At 58.7% G+C, this 16,497-nt stretch carries 14 protein-coding genes; 8 read left to right on the top strand and 6 right to left on the bottom strand.

Features of this window, described 5'->3' with window-relative positions; all coding sequences use genetic code 11:
* Nucleotides 1–112 precede the first annotated feature (112 nt).
* Nucleotides 113–727 carry a ribosome biogenesis GTP-binding protein YihA/YsxC gene (gene yihA / locus GSQ91_RS22865; RefSeq protein WP_158824066.1) on the top strand — a complete coding sequence of 205 codons (615 nt, stop codon included), beginning with the start codon at nucleotides 113–115 and terminating at the stop codon, nucleotides 725–727.
* A 226-nt stretch (nucleotides 728–953) separates the two neighbouring features.
* On the opposite strand, the gene GSQ91_RS22860 is transcribed toward yihA, so the two are convergent.
* Nucleotides 954–2,294, bottom strand: a complete 1,341-nt coding sequence (locus GSQ91_RS22860) for an inositol-3-phosphate synthase (RefSeq protein ID WP_158824065.1) — start codon at nucleotides 2,292–2,294, stop codon at nucleotides 954–956.
* 294 nt (nucleotides 2,295–2,588) lie between these two features.
* Here GSQ91_RS22860 and GSQ91_RS22855 point away from each other — a divergent pair, with 294 nt between their 5' ends.
* Nucleotides 2,589–3,656, top strand: coding sequence for a hypothetical protein (locus GSQ91_RS22855; protein ID WP_158824064.1), 1,068 nt, complete (start codon nucleotides 2,589–2,591; stop codon nucleotides 3,654–3,656).
* Complete coding sequence (locus GSQ91_RS22850) at nucleotides 3,653–4,246, top strand: YkgJ family cysteine cluster protein (RefSeq protein ID WP_174240723.1); 594 nt, start codon at nucleotides 3,653–3,655, stop codon at nucleotides 4,244–4,246. Before GSQ91_RS22855 ends, GSQ91_RS22850 begins: the two co-directional genes overlap by 4 nt.
* Nucleotides 4,247–4,262: 16 nt before the next feature.
* Here the strand turns inward: GSQ91_RS22850 and GSQ91_RS22845 are convergent, their stop codons facing one another.
* Nucleotides 4,263–5,246 (bottom strand): hypothetical protein, encoded by a 984-nt coding sequence (locus tag GSQ91_RS22845; protein ID WP_254064838.1) that lies wholly within the window; start codon nucleotides 5,244–5,246, stop codon nucleotides 4,263–4,265.
* Between the two features lie 236 nt (nucleotides 5,247–5,482).
* On the opposite strand from GSQ91_RS22845, the gene GSQ91_RS22840 reads away from it, so the two are divergent.
* Nucleotides 5,483–6,109, top strand: a complete 627-nt coding sequence (locus GSQ91_RS22840; protein WP_158824062.1) for a UbiX family flavin prenyltransferase — start codon at nucleotides 5,483–5,485, stop codon at nucleotides 6,107–6,109.
* A 1-nt stretch (nucleotide 6,110) separates the two neighbouring features.
* Here GSQ91_RS22840 and GSQ91_RS22835 read toward each other — a convergent pair whose 3' ends face one another.
* From GSQ91_RS22835 to GSQ91_RS22825, 3 genes are all read right to left on the bottom strand, one after another.
* A complete protein-coding gene (locus GSQ91_RS22835; protein ID WP_158824061.1) occupies nucleotides 6,111–7,073 on the bottom strand; it encodes an alpha/beta fold hydrolase in 963 nt (320 codons plus the stop codon).
* A 54-nt stretch (nucleotides 7,074–7,127) separates the two neighbouring features.
* Nucleotides 7,128–7,775: a nitroreductase family protein gene (locus tag GSQ91_RS22830; protein ID WP_158824569.1), complete on the bottom strand. Its 648-nt coding sequence runs from the start codon at nucleotides 7,773–7,775 to the stop codon at nucleotides 7,128–7,130.
* A 72-nt stretch (nucleotides 7,776–7,847) separates the two neighbouring features.
* The gene (locus GSQ91_RS22825) at nucleotides 7,848–8,909 is read right to left on the bottom strand and encodes a hypothetical protein (RefSeq protein WP_158824060.1); all 1,062 of its coding nucleotides are present in this window, start codon (nucleotides 8,907–8,909) and stop codon (nucleotides 7,848–7,850) included.
* A 222-nt stretch (nucleotides 8,910–9,131) separates the two neighbouring features.
* Here GSQ91_RS22825 and GSQ91_RS22820 point away from each other — a divergent pair, with 222 nt between their 5' ends.
* On the top strand, nucleotides 9,132–10,037 hold the full coding sequence (locus tag GSQ91_RS22820) for a hypothetical protein (RefSeq protein WP_158824059.1): 906 nt from the start codon (nucleotides 9,132–9,134) through the stop codon (nucleotides 10,035–10,037).
* 211 nt (nucleotides 10,038–10,248) lie between these two features.
* Here GSQ91_RS22820 and GSQ91_RS22815 read toward each other — a convergent pair whose 3' ends face one another.
* On the bottom strand, nucleotides 10,249–10,416 hold the full coding sequence (locus GSQ91_RS22815) for a hypothetical protein (RefSeq protein WP_158824058.1): 168 nt from the start codon (nucleotides 10,414–10,416) through the stop codon (nucleotides 10,249–10,251).
* Nucleotides 10,417–10,638: 222 nt separating this feature from the next.
* Between GSQ91_RS22815 and uvrA the strand changes: the two genes are divergently transcribed.
* The 3 genes from uvrA (at nucleotide 10,639) to mtnA (ending at nucleotide 16,202) form a co-directional block, all read left to right on the top strand.
* Nucleotides 10,639–13,791, top strand: coding sequence for an excinuclease ABC subunit UvrA (gene uvrA / locus GSQ91_RS22810; RefSeq protein ID WP_158824057.1), 3,153 nt, complete (start codon nucleotides 10,639–10,641; stop codon nucleotides 13,789–13,791).
* 65 nt (nucleotides 13,792–13,856) lie between these two features.
* Entirely contained in the window at nucleotides 13,857–14,738 is an 882-nt protein-coding gene (locus GSQ91_RS22805) for a CPBP family intramembrane glutamic endopeptidase (protein ID WP_158824056.1), read from the top strand.
* Between the two features lie 411 nt (nucleotides 14,739–15,149).
* Nucleotides 15,150–16,202: an S-methyl-5-thioribose-1-phosphate isomerase gene (mtnA, locus tag GSQ91_RS22800; protein ID WP_158824055.1), complete on the top strand. Its 1,053-nt coding sequence runs from the start codon at nucleotides 15,150–15,152 to the stop codon at nucleotides 16,200–16,202.
* Nucleotides 16,203–16,497: the final 295 nt, after the last annotated feature.

Below are 16,497 nucleotides of genomic sequence, written 5' to 3'. Positions count from 1 at the left end.
CGCTTCGCGTCAAGACCCCTGTATTTTGCTGGTACCCGCGATAATGCCTGCACAGACCAACCACGGTCCCCCAACCTGCGAAACAACCCCTAAAACAGGTAAGCTCAAACCTATGTATTTCGTTCCGAAGTTCCTTCTCTCCGCGATGAGCCCCGACCACTTCCCCGACAGCACCCGCACCGGCGACGCCCCTGAGGTCGCCTTCCTCGGCCGCTCCAACGTCGGCAAGTCATCGCTCATCAACAAGCTGCTCGGCTCCAAAGAAGCGAAGGTCTCCTCCACCCCCGGCCGCACGCGCGCGATCAACTTCTTCGCCCTGCACGAGGGCACCCCCCAGAAGTCCGCCGCCCGCCCCTCGCTCATCTTCGCCGACCTGCCCGGCTACGGCTACGCCAAGATCTCGAAGTCGATCTCCGCGGAATGGCCCACGTTCATCGAACCCTACCTGAACGAGCGCGAACAGCTCTCTCTCTGCATCTGCCTCGTCGACTCCAACATCCCTCCGCAGGAAAGCGACACCATGCTGATCACCGCCCTGCAGCAGATGCAGCGCCCCTACCTGGTAGTCGCCACAAAGTCCGACCGACTGGGCGGCAATCAGCTAACCAAATCGCTCACCGCACTGAAAAAGGCACACGGTGTCGATCGCATCCTCCCCGTGTCCTCAAAGTCCGAAGCAGGCGTAAAGGCTCTGTGGCCAGAGATCACCAACCTGATCCAGGACTAGGTAAGCCACTCGTGAGCCCATAAGCTTTTGCGCTTGCCTTTCTGGCTTGTCATTCCCGCAGGGAATCTGCTTCTGCCTTTGCCTTTGCTTTTCTGGTTGTCATTCCGAGCGCAGCGAGCGAACCTGCTGTCTCCCGTTTTTCGCCAGCACCACCCCAGCCCTCTTACACCAGCAAAAAAGGCCCTGCGTAAATCAACGCAGGGCCTTCGTGGTTCTGGCAGCTGCACTACTCCCCGTAGTACTCCAACCCAAGATGCGTAATAAGATCCTCACCCATGATGTGCCGCAGCGTGTTCTTTAACTTCATGGACTGGATGAACAAATCATGCTCAGGATAAACACCCGGCGCAGTATCCGGATCCTTGAAGTAGAAGCTCAACCACTCCTGAATGCCCAGTCCACGCAGCGCCGGGGTGCGGGACGCGAGATCCATGAAGAGGCAAAGATCGAGCGCCAGCGGAGCGGCAAGGATCGAGTCACGGCAGAGGAAATCCACCTTGATCTGCATCGGATAGCCAAGCCATCCGAAGATATCGATATTGTCCCAACCCTCTTTGTTATCACCACGTGGCGGGTAATAGTTGATGCGAACCTTGTGGAAGATATCGCCATAGAGGTCAGGGTTCTTCTCCGGCTGGAAGATGTGCTCGAGAACTCCGAGCTTGGAGACTTCCTTGGTCTTGAAGTTGTCCGGATCGTCGAGAACCTCGCCATCGCGGTTGCCGAGGATGTTGGTCGAGTACCAGCCGCTGACGCCAAGCTGACGCGTCTTGAAGGCCGGTGCAAGCACCGTCTTGATAAATGTCTGGCCGGTCTTGAAGTCCTTGCCGCAGATGGGCGCGTTCATCTTCTTCGACAGCTCCTGCAGGGCAGGAATGTCGACCGTGAGATTGGGAGCGCCGTTCGCGAAGGGAATACCCTCCTTCAGGCAAGCCCACGCATAGAGCATCGACGGCGCGATATCTGGATCGTCCTCGACGAGGCCCTTCTCGAAGGCTTCAAGCGTCATGTGCACAGGCTTGGGCTCGATGTAGATTTCGGTAGACCCGCACCAGATCATCACCTGGCGGTCGGTCTTCGACTTGAACTCCGCGATGTCGTTGCGAATCTGGTTCGCGAGGTCGCACTTGTTCTTGCCGACCTTCTGGAACTTCGGACTGAGGCGCTTTACCCAGCGCTGATCGAACACCGCAGGCATCGGCTCGATGGACTCGAGGAAAGGCCGCATGCTCTCGAGCTGGTCGCGATCCAGCACATTGGCTGTCTTGGCAGCGTCATACAGATTGCCGCCGAAGATATCCCAGCCCGTAAAGACAATGTCATTCAGGTCCGCGATAGGGGCCCAGTCTTTAATGAGCGGGGTGTTGTCGTCCGTTCGCTTGCCCAGACGGATGGTGCCCATCTGCGACATCGATCCAATGGGCTTGGCAAAACCCCGTCGAACCGCTTCCACGCCGGCGATGAGAGTGGTCGCAACCGCTCCCATTCCGGGGATCATGATTCCTAATTTTCCTTTGGCAGGTGTAATATCCGCCGCTTGGGGGCTGGCGGTGCCGGGTGTTGGCATGAATGGGTGTTACCTTCCGTACGAAATTGTCCGTCGTTGGGAAATATTTCCTTGTAGCGGCCCCGCTAGTATCGCCCATCGCAGAAGCCTTAGGCAAACACCACCCGCGCCCATAAACCACTCACTTCCTTAGAGATTTCACACTTTAAACGTCCGATATTCGCACGATAGCGCTAAAGTAAAGGACAAACCCTCCCGCCAATCGCAACGATTTACTGCACTTCCCAACAGTCTGCACCTCTAAGAACGACATCTTCGCTTCCTTGCGATACCGCATCATGAGACGATGGCGGCATGGACGCGCTCTCCTCCTCTTCCGCGCCCAGCTCCAGGGCTCGCCTGGGCTGGCTGGCATTTGTTTTGCTGGCCTGCGGGCACTTCACCGTGCTCTACCTCTGGAGGAGCCCGCAGTTTCTGAACCTGACGCTCTACTCCCACGGAGGCGAGCGGCTGCCCTACCAGACCCGAGCCCTGATGGCATGGCTACTCGGCGGTACGGCAGGCAACAGCCATCTCGCTCCGCTGCTGCTGCGACTCTCGTCTCCGCTGCCCAAGGAGTTTCACAACCCCTATGCCGTCGTCCTTCTAATCGCGACCTTCCTCGCGATGTTCGTCGCCATTCTCGCCGCACGAGCCAGTCTTCTTCACATCACAGGCGACCGCAGGTTTGCCTCATGGGCTTCCCTTCTGACCATCTATATGGCGTACTTCAACCTGGTCGCCGTCTATGGCCTGGCCTACTCTCTGCCGTACGACGTGCCCTCTCTAGCGCTCTTCAGCCTCGGCGTCTGGCTGGTTTTCACGCGCCGCTACTGGCTGCTGCTGCCGATCTTTATCGTCGGCACGCTCAACCGCGAGACTTTTTGCTTCGTCACGATCTTTCTCGTGCTCTACACCTGGTTCCGTACAGAACCCGGCGAGTCGCGCTCCGCTGCGCTACGCCGCATCGCTCCTCATGTCGCGCTCCAAGCCATTGCGTGGTTCGCTCTCCGTCTCTGGCTACACCATCTCTTCCTGCATAATCCTCTCGATCCGGGGCATCACAGCGGCTTCTTCGACTTCCAGCTTGTGCACAATCTCAAATCGCTGCTGAACCCATTCCAGTGGCCCCTGCTTCTCGGGCTCTTTGGCTTTACCCTGCCGCTCTTGATTCACAGATATCACTGGATCAGCGACCACGCGCTCGCGCGCTCCGTTGCCATTCTGCTGCCGCTATGGGGGCTGGCGATGTTGGTCGTCGGCGTCGTCGTCGAGATTCGCATCTTTAGCGAACTAACAGCGTTCGTCGCACCTTGCATAGGGCTGATCGTCTGGAATCGCTGGGTTCTTCCAGCTAGACGTACCAGCGAAATCCAGCCATGAAGAAGGGGCAGCCACTCATTCACGAACTTTTCCCTATCCTCGACGCGGCTCTCGCCGACACCACAGCCCGCTCCGGCGCATGGCTCGCCTGTAAGCCCGGTTGTCATCAGTGCTGCGTTGGCGTCTTCCCCATCTCACAGCTAGACGCCGAAGCCCTGCGGGCGGGACTGGCAGCCGCCGATACGGTCACAGCCGATCGCATACGAATGCGCGCTGCGGCAGCGCGGGAGAGACTCAGCCGTGACTTCCCCGGAGACCCCGCTACCGGTCTCCTCTTCACCCAGCCGCATCACGAGGACGCCTTTGACGACTTCGCCAATGACGAGCCCTGCCCTGTGCTCGACCCCGTCACGGGAACCTGCGACCTCTATGCCTCCCGCCCGGTGCAGTGTCGAACCTTCGGCCCTCCCGTACGCAATGAGGACAACGGGCTCGGAGTCTGTGAACTATGTTTCGTAGGCGCGCCCGAAAGCGAAGTTCTCCGCTCCGAAATGGATCAAAGATGGCGTCCGCTGGAGGAGAAACTAATCGCTGAAGCCGAACAAAGAACTGGTCTTCGCGGGCCTACCATCATTGCTTTCGCACTTTAGCCGCAGTCAGCCGCCGCTACTCTGGAACACCACCCGACGGAGTCGTAGCGGACACATTTGCTGGCGGTAATGGGACCCTTCCAGAAGGCGCGATCGGCGTGGGGACCTGTACGCTCTTAATCTCGGCCTCATGCAGGTCCAGCTGGGGCGCATCCTTCGGCATGGCGAAACGATCATGACTGATATAGGCGACAAGGATCGCCGCCGTTGTCGTTGGCGAAAGCACTACCAGCGGCAGACCGTACTTCTTCAACAGGCTCTCGGACACGCCTTCGATGGGATGGCTTCGCGGAAGCTCCCCCTTCACCTGCGGAATCACAAACACCTGAAGACCAGCCTCCGGATGTTTCGCGGCATAGTGCGCCAGCCCACGCGCCACCGACTTCGGGGATGTAATGCCGAAGTCACCAATAAAATTGCGGCGAATCGCGTGGGGATAGAAGCGATTGATCGTTACGCGAGCAAAGTCAGCGCAGTTGATAAACGCTCCGTTGTAGCGCTCGACATTTTTGCGGTCATTGAATACTGCAATCAACTCCGCGTCCTGGTCAGGAGTTGTCTTCACACTGAAGCCATAGATAGTGCGGTCATATGCCGACCCCACCAACTCATACCAGTTCCCTGAAGGAGCTTTCCCATCAGGGAGGTCGGGCGCAATCTCTTCGAGATGTGCGCGGCGATACCTATCCCGTATCTGAATCTCCCCTGCACGGTCCATCGTTTCGGGAATCTGGTCGGGAGAATCCACTGCGTACAGGTAAGTGACTAGAGGCATGGCGAGCCAATCGTATTTGTCGATGCCATCGTAGCGGCTAATAACCACACCCACTTCGCCCTCACGGCAGGCCCGCAGTTTCACGGGAGACTCAGCGCACACATGATCCAGATAGACAGCAGAATGACCGGCCGGGTTGATTCTGGACAGCCCTCCATAGGGCTGCTCCACCAGGACCGCAACCGAGGCCCTCGCGGACACGCTCAGAAGCAAAAGGAGACACACTGAGGCTACAATTTGGCCACAGCCGCTCATTGGGCCAAATGCCCTGGCGTCTGACTGCCGCCAATGCCTTTCCTGTGCTCTCATCGATGTCCCCCTGAGCGTAGCTACCGTACACGTATAACTCCGGAAACACCCCGTTTTTGCTGGAGCGCACCACTACTTATTCCATTAAACGTCGTCTTCCCGGAAAATGTCGCGCACAAAGGCGCCGAATCTTTGAGCGATAATCAACTTCGATGCTTTTTGCAAACCCAGGCAACCGAAATCTGACGCTGGCGATTACCGGAGCAAGCGGTTCCCTCTTCGCGCGTGAGATGCTCCACGCATTAGATGCAGACGAACGCGTGACACGCGTCCATCTGGTCATCTCCTCCAGTGCTCTGCGCGTGCTGGCAGAGGAGTCCGGCATCAACGGACGCAACACTCTGGCAGAAAAGCTCCTTGGCCGAAGCTCCGCGAAGATCGTACAGCTCGCGCACGAAGACATTGGCGCACCGATCGCCAGCGGCTCCTATCCCAGCAATGGAATGATCGTTCTCCCCTGCTCCATGGGAACACTTGCCGGCATCGCCCATGGCCTGGCTGGCAACCTGATCGAACGCGCTGCCGATGTCTGCCTGAAAGAACGGCGTCCGCTGGTGCTGTGCGTACGGGAAACGCCGCTGAACCTCATCCATATCCGCAATATGGCTGCGGCAACCGAAGCTGGAGCCACAATCTTTCCAGTGATTCCCGCGTTCTACAACCATCCCCAGACAGTCGAGGACATCGCGCGCAACTACGTTCACCGGGTGCTGCAGCATATGGGATTGCCGCAGCCCGGCGCGTTCCAGTGGAATCCCGAGGCTGCAGCAACTCCCTGAATCAGTGCATGTGGGCGAGCGTGCGCGTGCCACCTGAGGGAGCAGGATCAGACTTCAGGAAATCCGCTGTGGCCGATGCCACTTTAGCGGGGCACGTCTTGGGAGCCAGATGTCCGCAACCCTCCACGATATCCAGTTCGGATCGTGGATCGAGATCGTGGAACTTCCGTCCCACCGACAACGGCAACAGCTCATCGTCGCTACCCCACACAATCAGCAGCGGTTGGCTAAGCGTATTGAGACGCGTATCCAGCACATCTTTACCGGACAGCATGGATTGCATACCGCGGTCGACAACCCACTGATTCGCCGCAAAGGTTCTCAATGCATCCCGCCTTACGAACCGGGGCACCGTCCCTCCATGAGGTTCCAGTAGATCGGCGAGCCGCTGCAGTGCGGCTCCATCGGCTGGATGAAAGAGCGTTGCGATGTCCTGCGGCTGATAAGACAGTCCTGCGCTGTCGTACAGGACCACACGGTCCACGGTCTCCGGGTGATCTAGTGCAACCTTCAGCACAACCCAGCCGCCCATCGACCATCCGCCAATATCAGTCTTCTGTAAACCGAGCGATTGGATGAAATCCGCAACGAACTTCGACTGCGTTGCAATGGAGTAATCGCTATCGGCGGGCTTCGGTGACCGCCCATAGCCGAGGAGATCCGGTGCATACACGTGGAAACCGGCTTTTTTGAGCCGTATAAGCATCGGCGCCCAGCTCTCCGAACTGTCGCCAAGGCCGTGCACCAGCACCAATGGAATTCCGCCACCCGAGATTGCCGGCTCCGCCTCGTAATAATGCACACGACCCTCGGGAGTCATGACGTAGTTGCTGTGGACGTGTGCCAAAAACAGCTTCAGATGCGTGGTCTGACGTAGAACCCAGAGAGGCCGCTCGTAAAAGGCGAGACCGCCCAGTAAGCCGACCACAATCACCACCAGCAGCAGACGCAACAGCGTTCTCATCGCAGATCCTCGTTTCACAACCAATGTTCTGCTATTCACTGTACTAGGGGGCTGTTATTTGAGAGGCTTGCCGTACTCTTCGCCGAAGACCGTATGCGACATATCGAAGCGTCCGCCGTCATACTTATCCGTTCCCCGGAGGTGTCCAATAGCCAGTAGTCCGACAACCCAGTAGCTCATAGGTAACCTCAATGTCTCACAGACTTTGGCCTGCTCAAAACCTTCCATCGGCGCGGTATCGTAACCCATCACTTCGGCCATCAGCAGCATCGATGTAAAAGCCATCATGACCTGCTTGTTCAGCCAGCCCCGCATCTGGTCGTCACTAAAGCTCGACATAAATGCGGGAACGCTGGTCGCAGCCTGCGCGGCATAGCTCTCCGGCATCCCTGCGGCACGGCCCATACGCAGCATCTCATCCAGATCCTTGCGCCAGCTATCGCGGTCACCACAGGCAACGATGACCGCCGATGCCTCTTCAACCTTCGCCTGGTTATAGCTTGCGGCGCGCAGCCGCTTGCGCTGTTCCGGGTGCTGCACCACGATAAAACGCCACGGCTGCATGTTGTACCCGCTGGGCGCGTGCAGCCCTGCATCCAGAATCTGCCGCAGATCACTGGCAGGGATCGGCTCGCCATCGAAACTTGGGGTAGCTCGCCGGTCGCGGATTGCCTGGGCCAGCGACTTCTGTGTTTTTGGCATCATCGTCTCCAAATGCAATTGAATCTTGATCTTTCACTAATCTGTACCTTCGAATCGATTCCCCCTTACAGCTTAGGGGATCTTGTCCATGTCCAGAGAGAGAATAGAGGGATTCTGCTGCGGAATATCTCCGAAGACAAGCACAGCGCTGTATCCCTGTCGTAGTTCCGGATGCGCGTCGATCAGGCTCTTGACGGCGGACTCACTGCGAACGCGGAGAACCTCGCCATTGGCGCTAGTGTCCGCCGCATAGTGCAGCACCAGGTGAAGACTCTTATCGTCAGTGGCACTCTCGCTGCCAATCGAGGTGAAGCGGAGTTCGGCACCATCTGCTGTTTTCACAACAAGCGGTGTGCGCGAGCTGGGACCATCGGCAAATTCGGCGAATTCAGAAGGAGCGGCGGTTCGCTGTTCTGAACGCAGTCTATCCAGCTGAGTACTGGTGACAAAGCTCGCTGGACGCAGAAGCTCGTCCGCCTGACTGAAATACAGCCAGGCCAGCCAAGGCTGCTTCGCCTTTACGTGGTCGCGCGCGGCGGCCCAGTACCAGAGGCCGTCGTGTCCAGCAGCGGAACGCGGATGAGGATAAAACCCTGCCATCTTCCACCCTCCCGCATCTTGTAACAGAAACGACAACAACCAGGGACGCTCACCGCCAGCAGCTTCGACCATCGCAAACGCGTAACGTCCGGGCGGCAGGGCGGCGATGGAGAAATCGGTTTCGGAGGTGGTCCCTTTTAGCGGGCAACTGAAGTCAGCGTCGCTCGTATCACCTGACTTGCGCGCAGTCGCATCGAGCGCATAGATCTGAGTCACGCTCAGGGTGTCGCCAATAAGCTTCGCACTCGTTGTCCGGACGAGGTACTCCGTTGGTGCGAAGTTGTTGGCAACCTCCGCGATGGTCGCCGCCTTGAGGGAAGCCGTATCGCCCGCCTTGACCGCCGACCCCAACGTCTGCGCGGCGCCTGCAAGCGTGTCGCGCAATGAGGGTTGTAGCGCCGCCTGAGTAGTGCAGGTTTGGGCGCAAACTGGTACTGCGACGACCGGCAGCAAGGCGAGTGCAATCGCAACCGGCAGCGCGCGCTTCCTATCCAACCCAACAAAGGTTCCGATGCTGTTTCCGATCCGTTTCAAATCGACCTCGCAACGCCATCGTCTGAATGGCGCTCCCCGCACAGCATACGAAGGTGGCCGTCCCAAGTCCAATCGCTCAGTCGCCCAACCTTGCTTATGTTCCTAGTCTGCTGTCAAACGAATGATCTCTCAGCGTATTCTTGATCTGCAAGGCTACCTTCCTGCAAGGCCGCACGTCCCAACATAAAGATGACAGCAATTTCCAACTCGCGGATTTGGCCGATGGCAACGCTTGCGTTGGCCGCCATCGGTTTTGCCACAGGCGGCATGAGCGCGCAGATGGCGGTGGACCCACACGCCTCCACCCTCCCAGCGACCTCACCCACCTCATTGCCTACGCCCAATGCGCAACCAGCGCCGATCGCAGCCGTCGGGGCCCCATCCGCTCCCAGCACGCCTGCTCATCGGGCGACGGTGACCTACGCTGCAGGCCTGCTTGACGTGCGTGCGGACAACTCCAGCCTGAACCAGATTCTTCGCGCGATTGGGAATCTCACGGGAATGAAGATTACCGGCGGTGTGACCGATGAACGTGTCTTCGGCAACTACGGTCCCGCAGAGCCATCCACCATTCTGGCAACGCTGCTCGATGGAACAGGAAGCAACATGCTGTTGCGCGAATCCGCTGACAGCGCGCCGGCAGAGCTGATTCTTACCCCCCGCAATGGCGGTCCCACCCCGCCAAACCCGAACGCTCCTGGCTTCGACGACGGCTCCGAAGTGCGCGAGAACCATGATGGTTTCCCCGGACCACGGCAGCGTGGCGATTTTCCATCACGGTTTGGTAGACCGGGAGCGACTCAGGCCTCGTCGCAACCTCAAGACGCGCAACCGGGTAGCAATCCCCAAAGCATTTCTCAGCCACTGAATAATGTGAACGGCAGCGCTACAAACACCTCGCCGACTGCGGCGACACTACCCGTCACGGACTCTGTTTCAACGGATTCCGTTCCAACTCCATCGACCACGCCGCCCACCTCCGGCATCGTCGATGCCCCCAACCCACCGCCCGCGGGTAGTACGACAAGCGCGCCTAAGACACCGGAGCAGATCTATCAGCAACTGCAACAGTTGCAACAGCAGAAACAGAGCGGGACGTCGACTACCCCAGCAGCAGTTCCACAATAGACTGTTGTTCTAGATGGGGTGCAAAAGACATAAATCCGCTGGCGATCAACCCATTTGCTTTGTCACCGCGCGGTCGCTGAACGCGCACGTAGAGCGAATATCGCGCGCAGACATGCACAACCACAATAAAGCTGAGCTTTAAGAAGCTCGGCCTTCCATCACAGATTAAATAAGGGATTGACGACACACTTTACTACTTACAGGGCGTGGCTTAGCCTTCGACTGCAACCCTTACCGGGGAGTTCGAAACACGCTCCTTGGCTGCCGCTACAGCATGGACGCGGAAGACACGAAACATCACCTGGCAGATGCCATACGCCAGGAGCACCCCCAGCGCCAATGACGCCAATACCGCACACACCAACATCAGGGAACCCATAACACCCGCCTCCAAAAGCGTATCGAAACCAAATCAACCAGAATGGCCCAGTGCGGATTTTTTCCGCCACAAACCATTCTGATGCAACTTTTGTCCTACGACGATGAAAAATTAGCGTTTCTGTTGACCATCAGGGAACACATGCCCCTGCAACGCTGAAAATCTTTTCCTGCCCGAACCTTGTATCCTAAAGTTTTGGCCGTATTCGGCATTTGATCTCCCATGAGCCTCACGCATATCAACGTTCGCGGCGCCCGGCAACACAACCTGCGGGACGTCTCCGTCTCCATTCCGCGCAATACGCTCACGGTCGTGACCGGTCTGTCCGGTTCTGGCAAAAGCTCGCTGGCCTTCGACACCATCTACGCCGAGGGCCAGCGCCGCTACGTCGAGACGCTCTCAGCCTACGCGCGCCAGTTTCTCGACCAGATGGAGCGCCCGGACGTCGACTCCATCGACGGCCTTTCGCCGGCTATTTCGATCGAACAAAAGACAACCTCACGCTCACCGCGCTCCACGGTCGGCACCATCACCGAGATCTACGACTACCTGCGGCTGCTGTACGCCTCGGTCGGCCAACCGCACTGCCCCAACTGCCATCGCCCGATCTCGAGGCAGTCGGCGGACCAGATCGTCGCGCAGATCGTGGAGCGCAACCGCGCGGATTCGCCGGGCGAGCGCATTACGATCCTCGCTCCGGTGGTGCGCGGACGCAAGGGTGAGTTCCGCGAAGAGCTTGAGGCACTGGACAAGAAGGGTTATCGGGTTCGCATCGACGGCGAAATCACCGAAGTCGAAGAGGGCATGCGGCTCGAAAAGCGCAAAAACCATACCGTCGAGGCTATCGTCGACCGCATCATCCTGAAGCCCCTCGCCGACAAAGAAAAACAGCTAGACCTCGATAAAAACAGCCAGACCACTTTCGATACCCGTCGCCTCGCCGCCGCCGTCAGCACGGCGCTCCAGCTGGCGAATGGCCTGGTGCTCATCGGCTTGCAAACGCCGGGTGGCGAGTACAACGAGACGCTCTTCTCTTCGTCGATGGCCTGCCCCGACTGCGGCATCAATGTACCCAAGCTTGAGCCGCGCAGTTTCTCCTTCAACTCCACCTATGGCGCTTGCCCGGAGTGCCACGGACTGGGTTCGATCTACGACTTCGACCCCGCCAAAACCATCACCGACTGGTCGAAGCCTCTGCTCGATGGAGCCATGGGCCCTGGCTCAGCCTCGCAATATCTGCTCAAGCTCATTAAGCTCGCTGCGGATAAGTACAAGATCAATCTGAAGCAGCCATTTTCAGACCTGAGCAAGGAGCACCAGGATCTGCTGCTCTACGGCCCTCCTCGCAACGAGGTAGGGCGTACCGGTTTCCACGGCATCTTCAACTGGCTTCGCGACACCCTCGAAGACACCAAGTCCGAGGGCTATCGCGAGTACATGATGCAGTTCATGTCCGCTACAGAGTGCCCGCGCTGCCACGGCAAGCGCCTCCGGCCGGAATCACTCGCGGTTACTATCCCGCTAGCCGACGCTGCCGCGCATCCGCCTTCCGCGAAGGATGAAACCGAGCCTATCGAAAGCTCCAACGCGCGCCGTGACGCTTCGATTGCGGACTTCACCTCGCTCTCGCTCGAACGAGCTCTGCTGGGCGCGCGATCCATGCAGTTCATCGGACGCGACCGTCTCATCGCCGACCGCTTGCAGCGCGAGATCATCGAGCGGCTGGAGTTTCTCAACGCCGTCGGCCTGGGCTATCTCTCGCTGAATCGTTCCGCGGCAACACTCTCCGGCGGTGAAGGCCAACGCATCCGCCTCGCGACACAGATCGGCTCGCGGCTTCGCGGCGTGCTCTACGTGCTGGACGAGCCCTCTATCGGCCTGCACCAGCGCGACAACCAGCGCCTTATTGCGGCGCTGGAAAACCTTCGCGACATAGGAAATACCGTTCTTGTCGTCGAGCACGACGAAGACACCATGCGCAAGGCGGACTACATCCTCGATCTCGGCCCTGGCGCGGGCAAGAACGGAGGCATTGTCATGGCCTCCGGCACGCCCGCCGAGATCATGGCAAACCCAAACTCGGTCACTGGCCAGTATCTCTCCGGCAAGATCGACATCGTCACCCGCCCTACCCCCGACAAGGCCCCGCGTCCCATCAACGGCAACTGGCTTTCGGTGCAGGATGCGCGCGCCCACAACCTGCAGAATGTCACCGCGCACTTCCCGCTCGGCATCATGACGGTCATCACCGGCGTTAGCGGCTCGGGTAAGAGCACGCTGGTCAACGACATCCTGTATCGCTCGCTCGCGAAAGAACTTTACGGTTCACGCGAGGAACCCGGCGAGCACAAGGCCATCCATGGAGCGGCCCAACTCGACAAAGTCATCCAGATCGACCAGTCGCCCATCGGCCGTACGCCGCGCTCGAATCCCGCCACCTACACCGGTGTCTTCTCCGCCATCCGCGACCTCTTCGCGATGCTGCCAGAGTCTCGCGAACGTGGTTACAAACCCGGACGCTTCAGCTTCAACGTACAGGGCGGACGTTGCGAAGCCTGCCAGGGCGAAGGCCAGCGCCGCATCGAGATGAACTTCCTGCCCGATGTCTATGTGCTGTGCGAGGTCTGCAACGGCCGCCGTTACAACCAGGAGACACTCGCGGTAAAGTTCAACGGCTACTCCATCGCCGACATCCTCGACCTTCCTATTGAGGATGCCGTACCGGTGCTCAAAGATATTCCAGCGGTCAACCAGAAGCTGCAGACGCTGGTCGACGTCGGCCTCGGGTACATCCATCTCGGGCAATCCGCGACGACGCTCTCCGGCGGCGAGGCTCAACGCATGAAGCTCGCCCGCGAACTCAGCAAGCGTCAGACCGGACGCACGCTTTACCTGCTCGACGAACCCACGACGGGCCTGCACTTCGACGATGTACGACGTTTGCTGGAAGTGCTGCATCGACTCACCGACCTCGGCAATACGGTCATGATTATCGAGCACAATCTCGACATCATCCGCAACGCCGACTACCTGATCGACATGGGGCCCGAAGGCGGCGAGGGTGGCGGCCGCATCGTCGCCCAGGGGCCGCCGGAGATGGTGGCTCGCGAGCCACTCTCCTACACCGGACAGTTTCTAGCGCGCTACTATGAGAGCGCAGGAACGATGGCCGCCAGCAAGCATCTGCCGCCCATCGAACTTCCCGATCTGGAGAAGAAACCGCCAAAGCCGAAGTGGATCGCGCCAGAGAAGAAGACCGGCGTACCAACTGCTTCGAAGACAAAACCGGAATCCGCTGCGCAGAAAAAGCTTTCTGCAAAGACGACACCTACGAAGAAGGCAGTTGTAAAGAAGGCAGTAAAAGCCAAAGCTTAGAGAATTTTCTCTAGATTGAACATCCGTATCACGGCCTACGTACTATTCAAGAATCACCGTCTTCCATGAGCAACTCTCCCATTCTCGATCCGGTACATAACGAAGCCCTCGATATCCAGCACGACACCGACCCGGCAAAAGACCACGGGCCAGCGAAGCGGATTCCGCACCTCGGCCATACCCTTCTATTCTTCCTGCTGCTCTTCATTTCGATATCTTTTTTTGCAGCGCTGGTCGGCTCTGCCGCCCACATCACGACCGTTCAGGCAGCCAAAGAGCATCCGGGGCTGGACCTCTTCGCGCAGGCGCTGGGTTACATCTTTGGGCTGCTTATCGCAGTATGGCTGTTCCCTCGGCTTTGGGCACGTTCATTTCTTCAGGGTATTCAGTGGAACGTGCTCGCGGCGCATCGGCGCTGGTTCTGGGTTGTGCCCGGCGCCATTGCTTTGAGTTTTGCGGCTCAGTTCAGCGAGCGCTTCCTGCCCACCCCACCGGATAACGCCATCGACACGTTGATGCGCACTCCCCATGGCGCATGGCTCATTACTATCTTTGGCGTCTTGATCGCGCCACTGACGGAAGAGATCGCCTTTCGCGGATTTCTACTGCCTGCACTCGCTACGGCCTATGACTGGCTGGCATTAGAGCGGACACCCGCCGGTCTGCAGCGCTGGCAGAACAGCGCAGGGCACTCACGCTCTGCGGTCATCTTCGCAGCTATCTTCTCCAGCCTCCCCTTTGCCTTGCTGCACGCCGGACAGCTTTCACACGCCTGGGGTTTCGTCGGAGTGCTCTACCTCGTCAGCCTTGTGCTTTCGTACGTGCGCATTCGGACGCACTCTGTGGCCTGCTCGACACTGATGCACGCCACCTACAATCTGACCGTATTTGCTGTGGCTTTCTTCGCCAGCGGGGGCTATCGCCACCTCGAACGGCTAAATTCATAGCCCCGTCAATTACAGGCCTCGCACGAGGGCCTATACTGTGGCTAGCAATCCCGTACATCAAGTTTGAGGTGCCACGCATGAGTGTTTTGCGAAAGTGCCCCCGTTGCGGATCAAGGTCGGCGGTGCGCTCCCATAGGAAGCCCATCGAACATCTACTCTTTATGTTCAAGCCTTACCGCTGTTCCGACTGCCAGCACCGCTTCTTTTCCTTTATAAAATCCAAGACGAGCCAGCGGGCAATTCAGTAACTACGGCCAGCCTGACGACCTCTATGCCGTCCCGGCAGAGTTGTGATTGCATACTCATAGGGCTTGCGCAAGAACCTCAAAGCGGCATCGAGCCAGCCCCGAAGATGCATAAGTTCTGACACATTCTTCCCTGCTGCCCTGTCCGCGATAAACTGGAATTGACATGATTCCTACCCTCGAATGGACGCCTGAAGGCGTCAACTTCCTAGACCAGACCAAGCTTCCCCTCGAAGAGACCTACGTTCTCGCCACTGACTACAAGCAAGTCGCCACCGTGATCCGCGACATGATCGTGCGCGGCGCACCGGCCATCGGCGTCTCCGCCGCCATGGGCGTCGCCATCGGAATCGACCGCAGCACCGCGACGACGCTGACGGCGCTGAATGAAGAGGTCGCCGTCATCTGCGAGACGCTCGCAAAGACCCGCCCCACGGCAGTCAATCTCTTCTGGGGCATCGCGCAGGTTCGCGATCTCTACAACGCACTCGCCGCGAAGAACACCCCCATCCCGGAGATCAAAGCCGCTGTTGTCGCGCTGAGCCAACGCCTGTACGACGAAGATATCGCCGCCTGCAAGCAGATGGGAGCGTATGGAGCCGCGCTTCTGCCGAAAGAGGGCACCGTATTGACGCACTGCAACGCCGGCGCGCTCGCAACCTGCGGCTATGGAACGGCGCTGGGTGTTATCCGCGGCGCCATCGAGGCCGGACACAAGATCGACGTGCTCGCCGATGAGACTCGCCCGTTCCTGCAAGGCGCCCGTCTCACCGCGTGGGAGTTGATGAAGGACAACATCCCCACCACGGTTTTATGCGACAACATGAGCGCGTACCTCATGGGCAAAGGCCGCGTCCAGGCAGTCATCGTCGGGGCGGACCGCATCGCAGCAAACGGCGATACCGCCAACAAGATCGGCACATACGGCGTCTCAATCCTCGCCAAGGAGCATGGCATTCCGTTCTATGTTGCCGCCCCTTTCAACACCATCGATCTCGCGACGGCGCACGGCGATGATATTCCCATCGAACAGCGCGACGCACGCGAGGTAACGCACTCCAACGGCAAGCAGATGACCCCGGATGGGGTGGGCATCGAGAACCCGGCCTTTGACGTAACGCCAGCGAAGTACATCGCGGCCATCATCACCGAACGCGGCGTGTTGCGCGCACCCTTTGGGGAATCGATCAAAGCGATGGCGCAACAAGGGGCAAAGTAATTACCCGGAAAACGGCAAAAGAGAAGGGGCGGCATATCGTGCAAGCGAGATATGCCGCCCCTTCGAGGCTTGTACTCGAGGCCGTTTGCGCCTCTACGCTCCATTTAGCTTCTGCGCTCCATTTTGTGTTTGAGTCTCTACGTTCCATTTGTGTTGATTTAGTTACCTATCAGAGGGCGGGCGGAATAGTCACAAGAAGCAGAAGGAACTTGCTCATGACCGGCATCGTCTAATGGCTAGTACTCGCAACTACGCCTCGGAGTCTGTTGATGTGCCGGTTCCCTCTACGAGTTCT

This window comes from Granulicella sp. S156 (genome assembly GCF_009766105.1).
Classification (GTDB): Bacteria; Acidobacteriota; Terriglobia; order Terriglobales; family Acidobacteriaceae; genus Granulicella.
The sequence above is the reverse complement of the archived record's forward strand: the minus strand, read 5'-3'. Positions and strand labels throughout refer to the sequence as shown.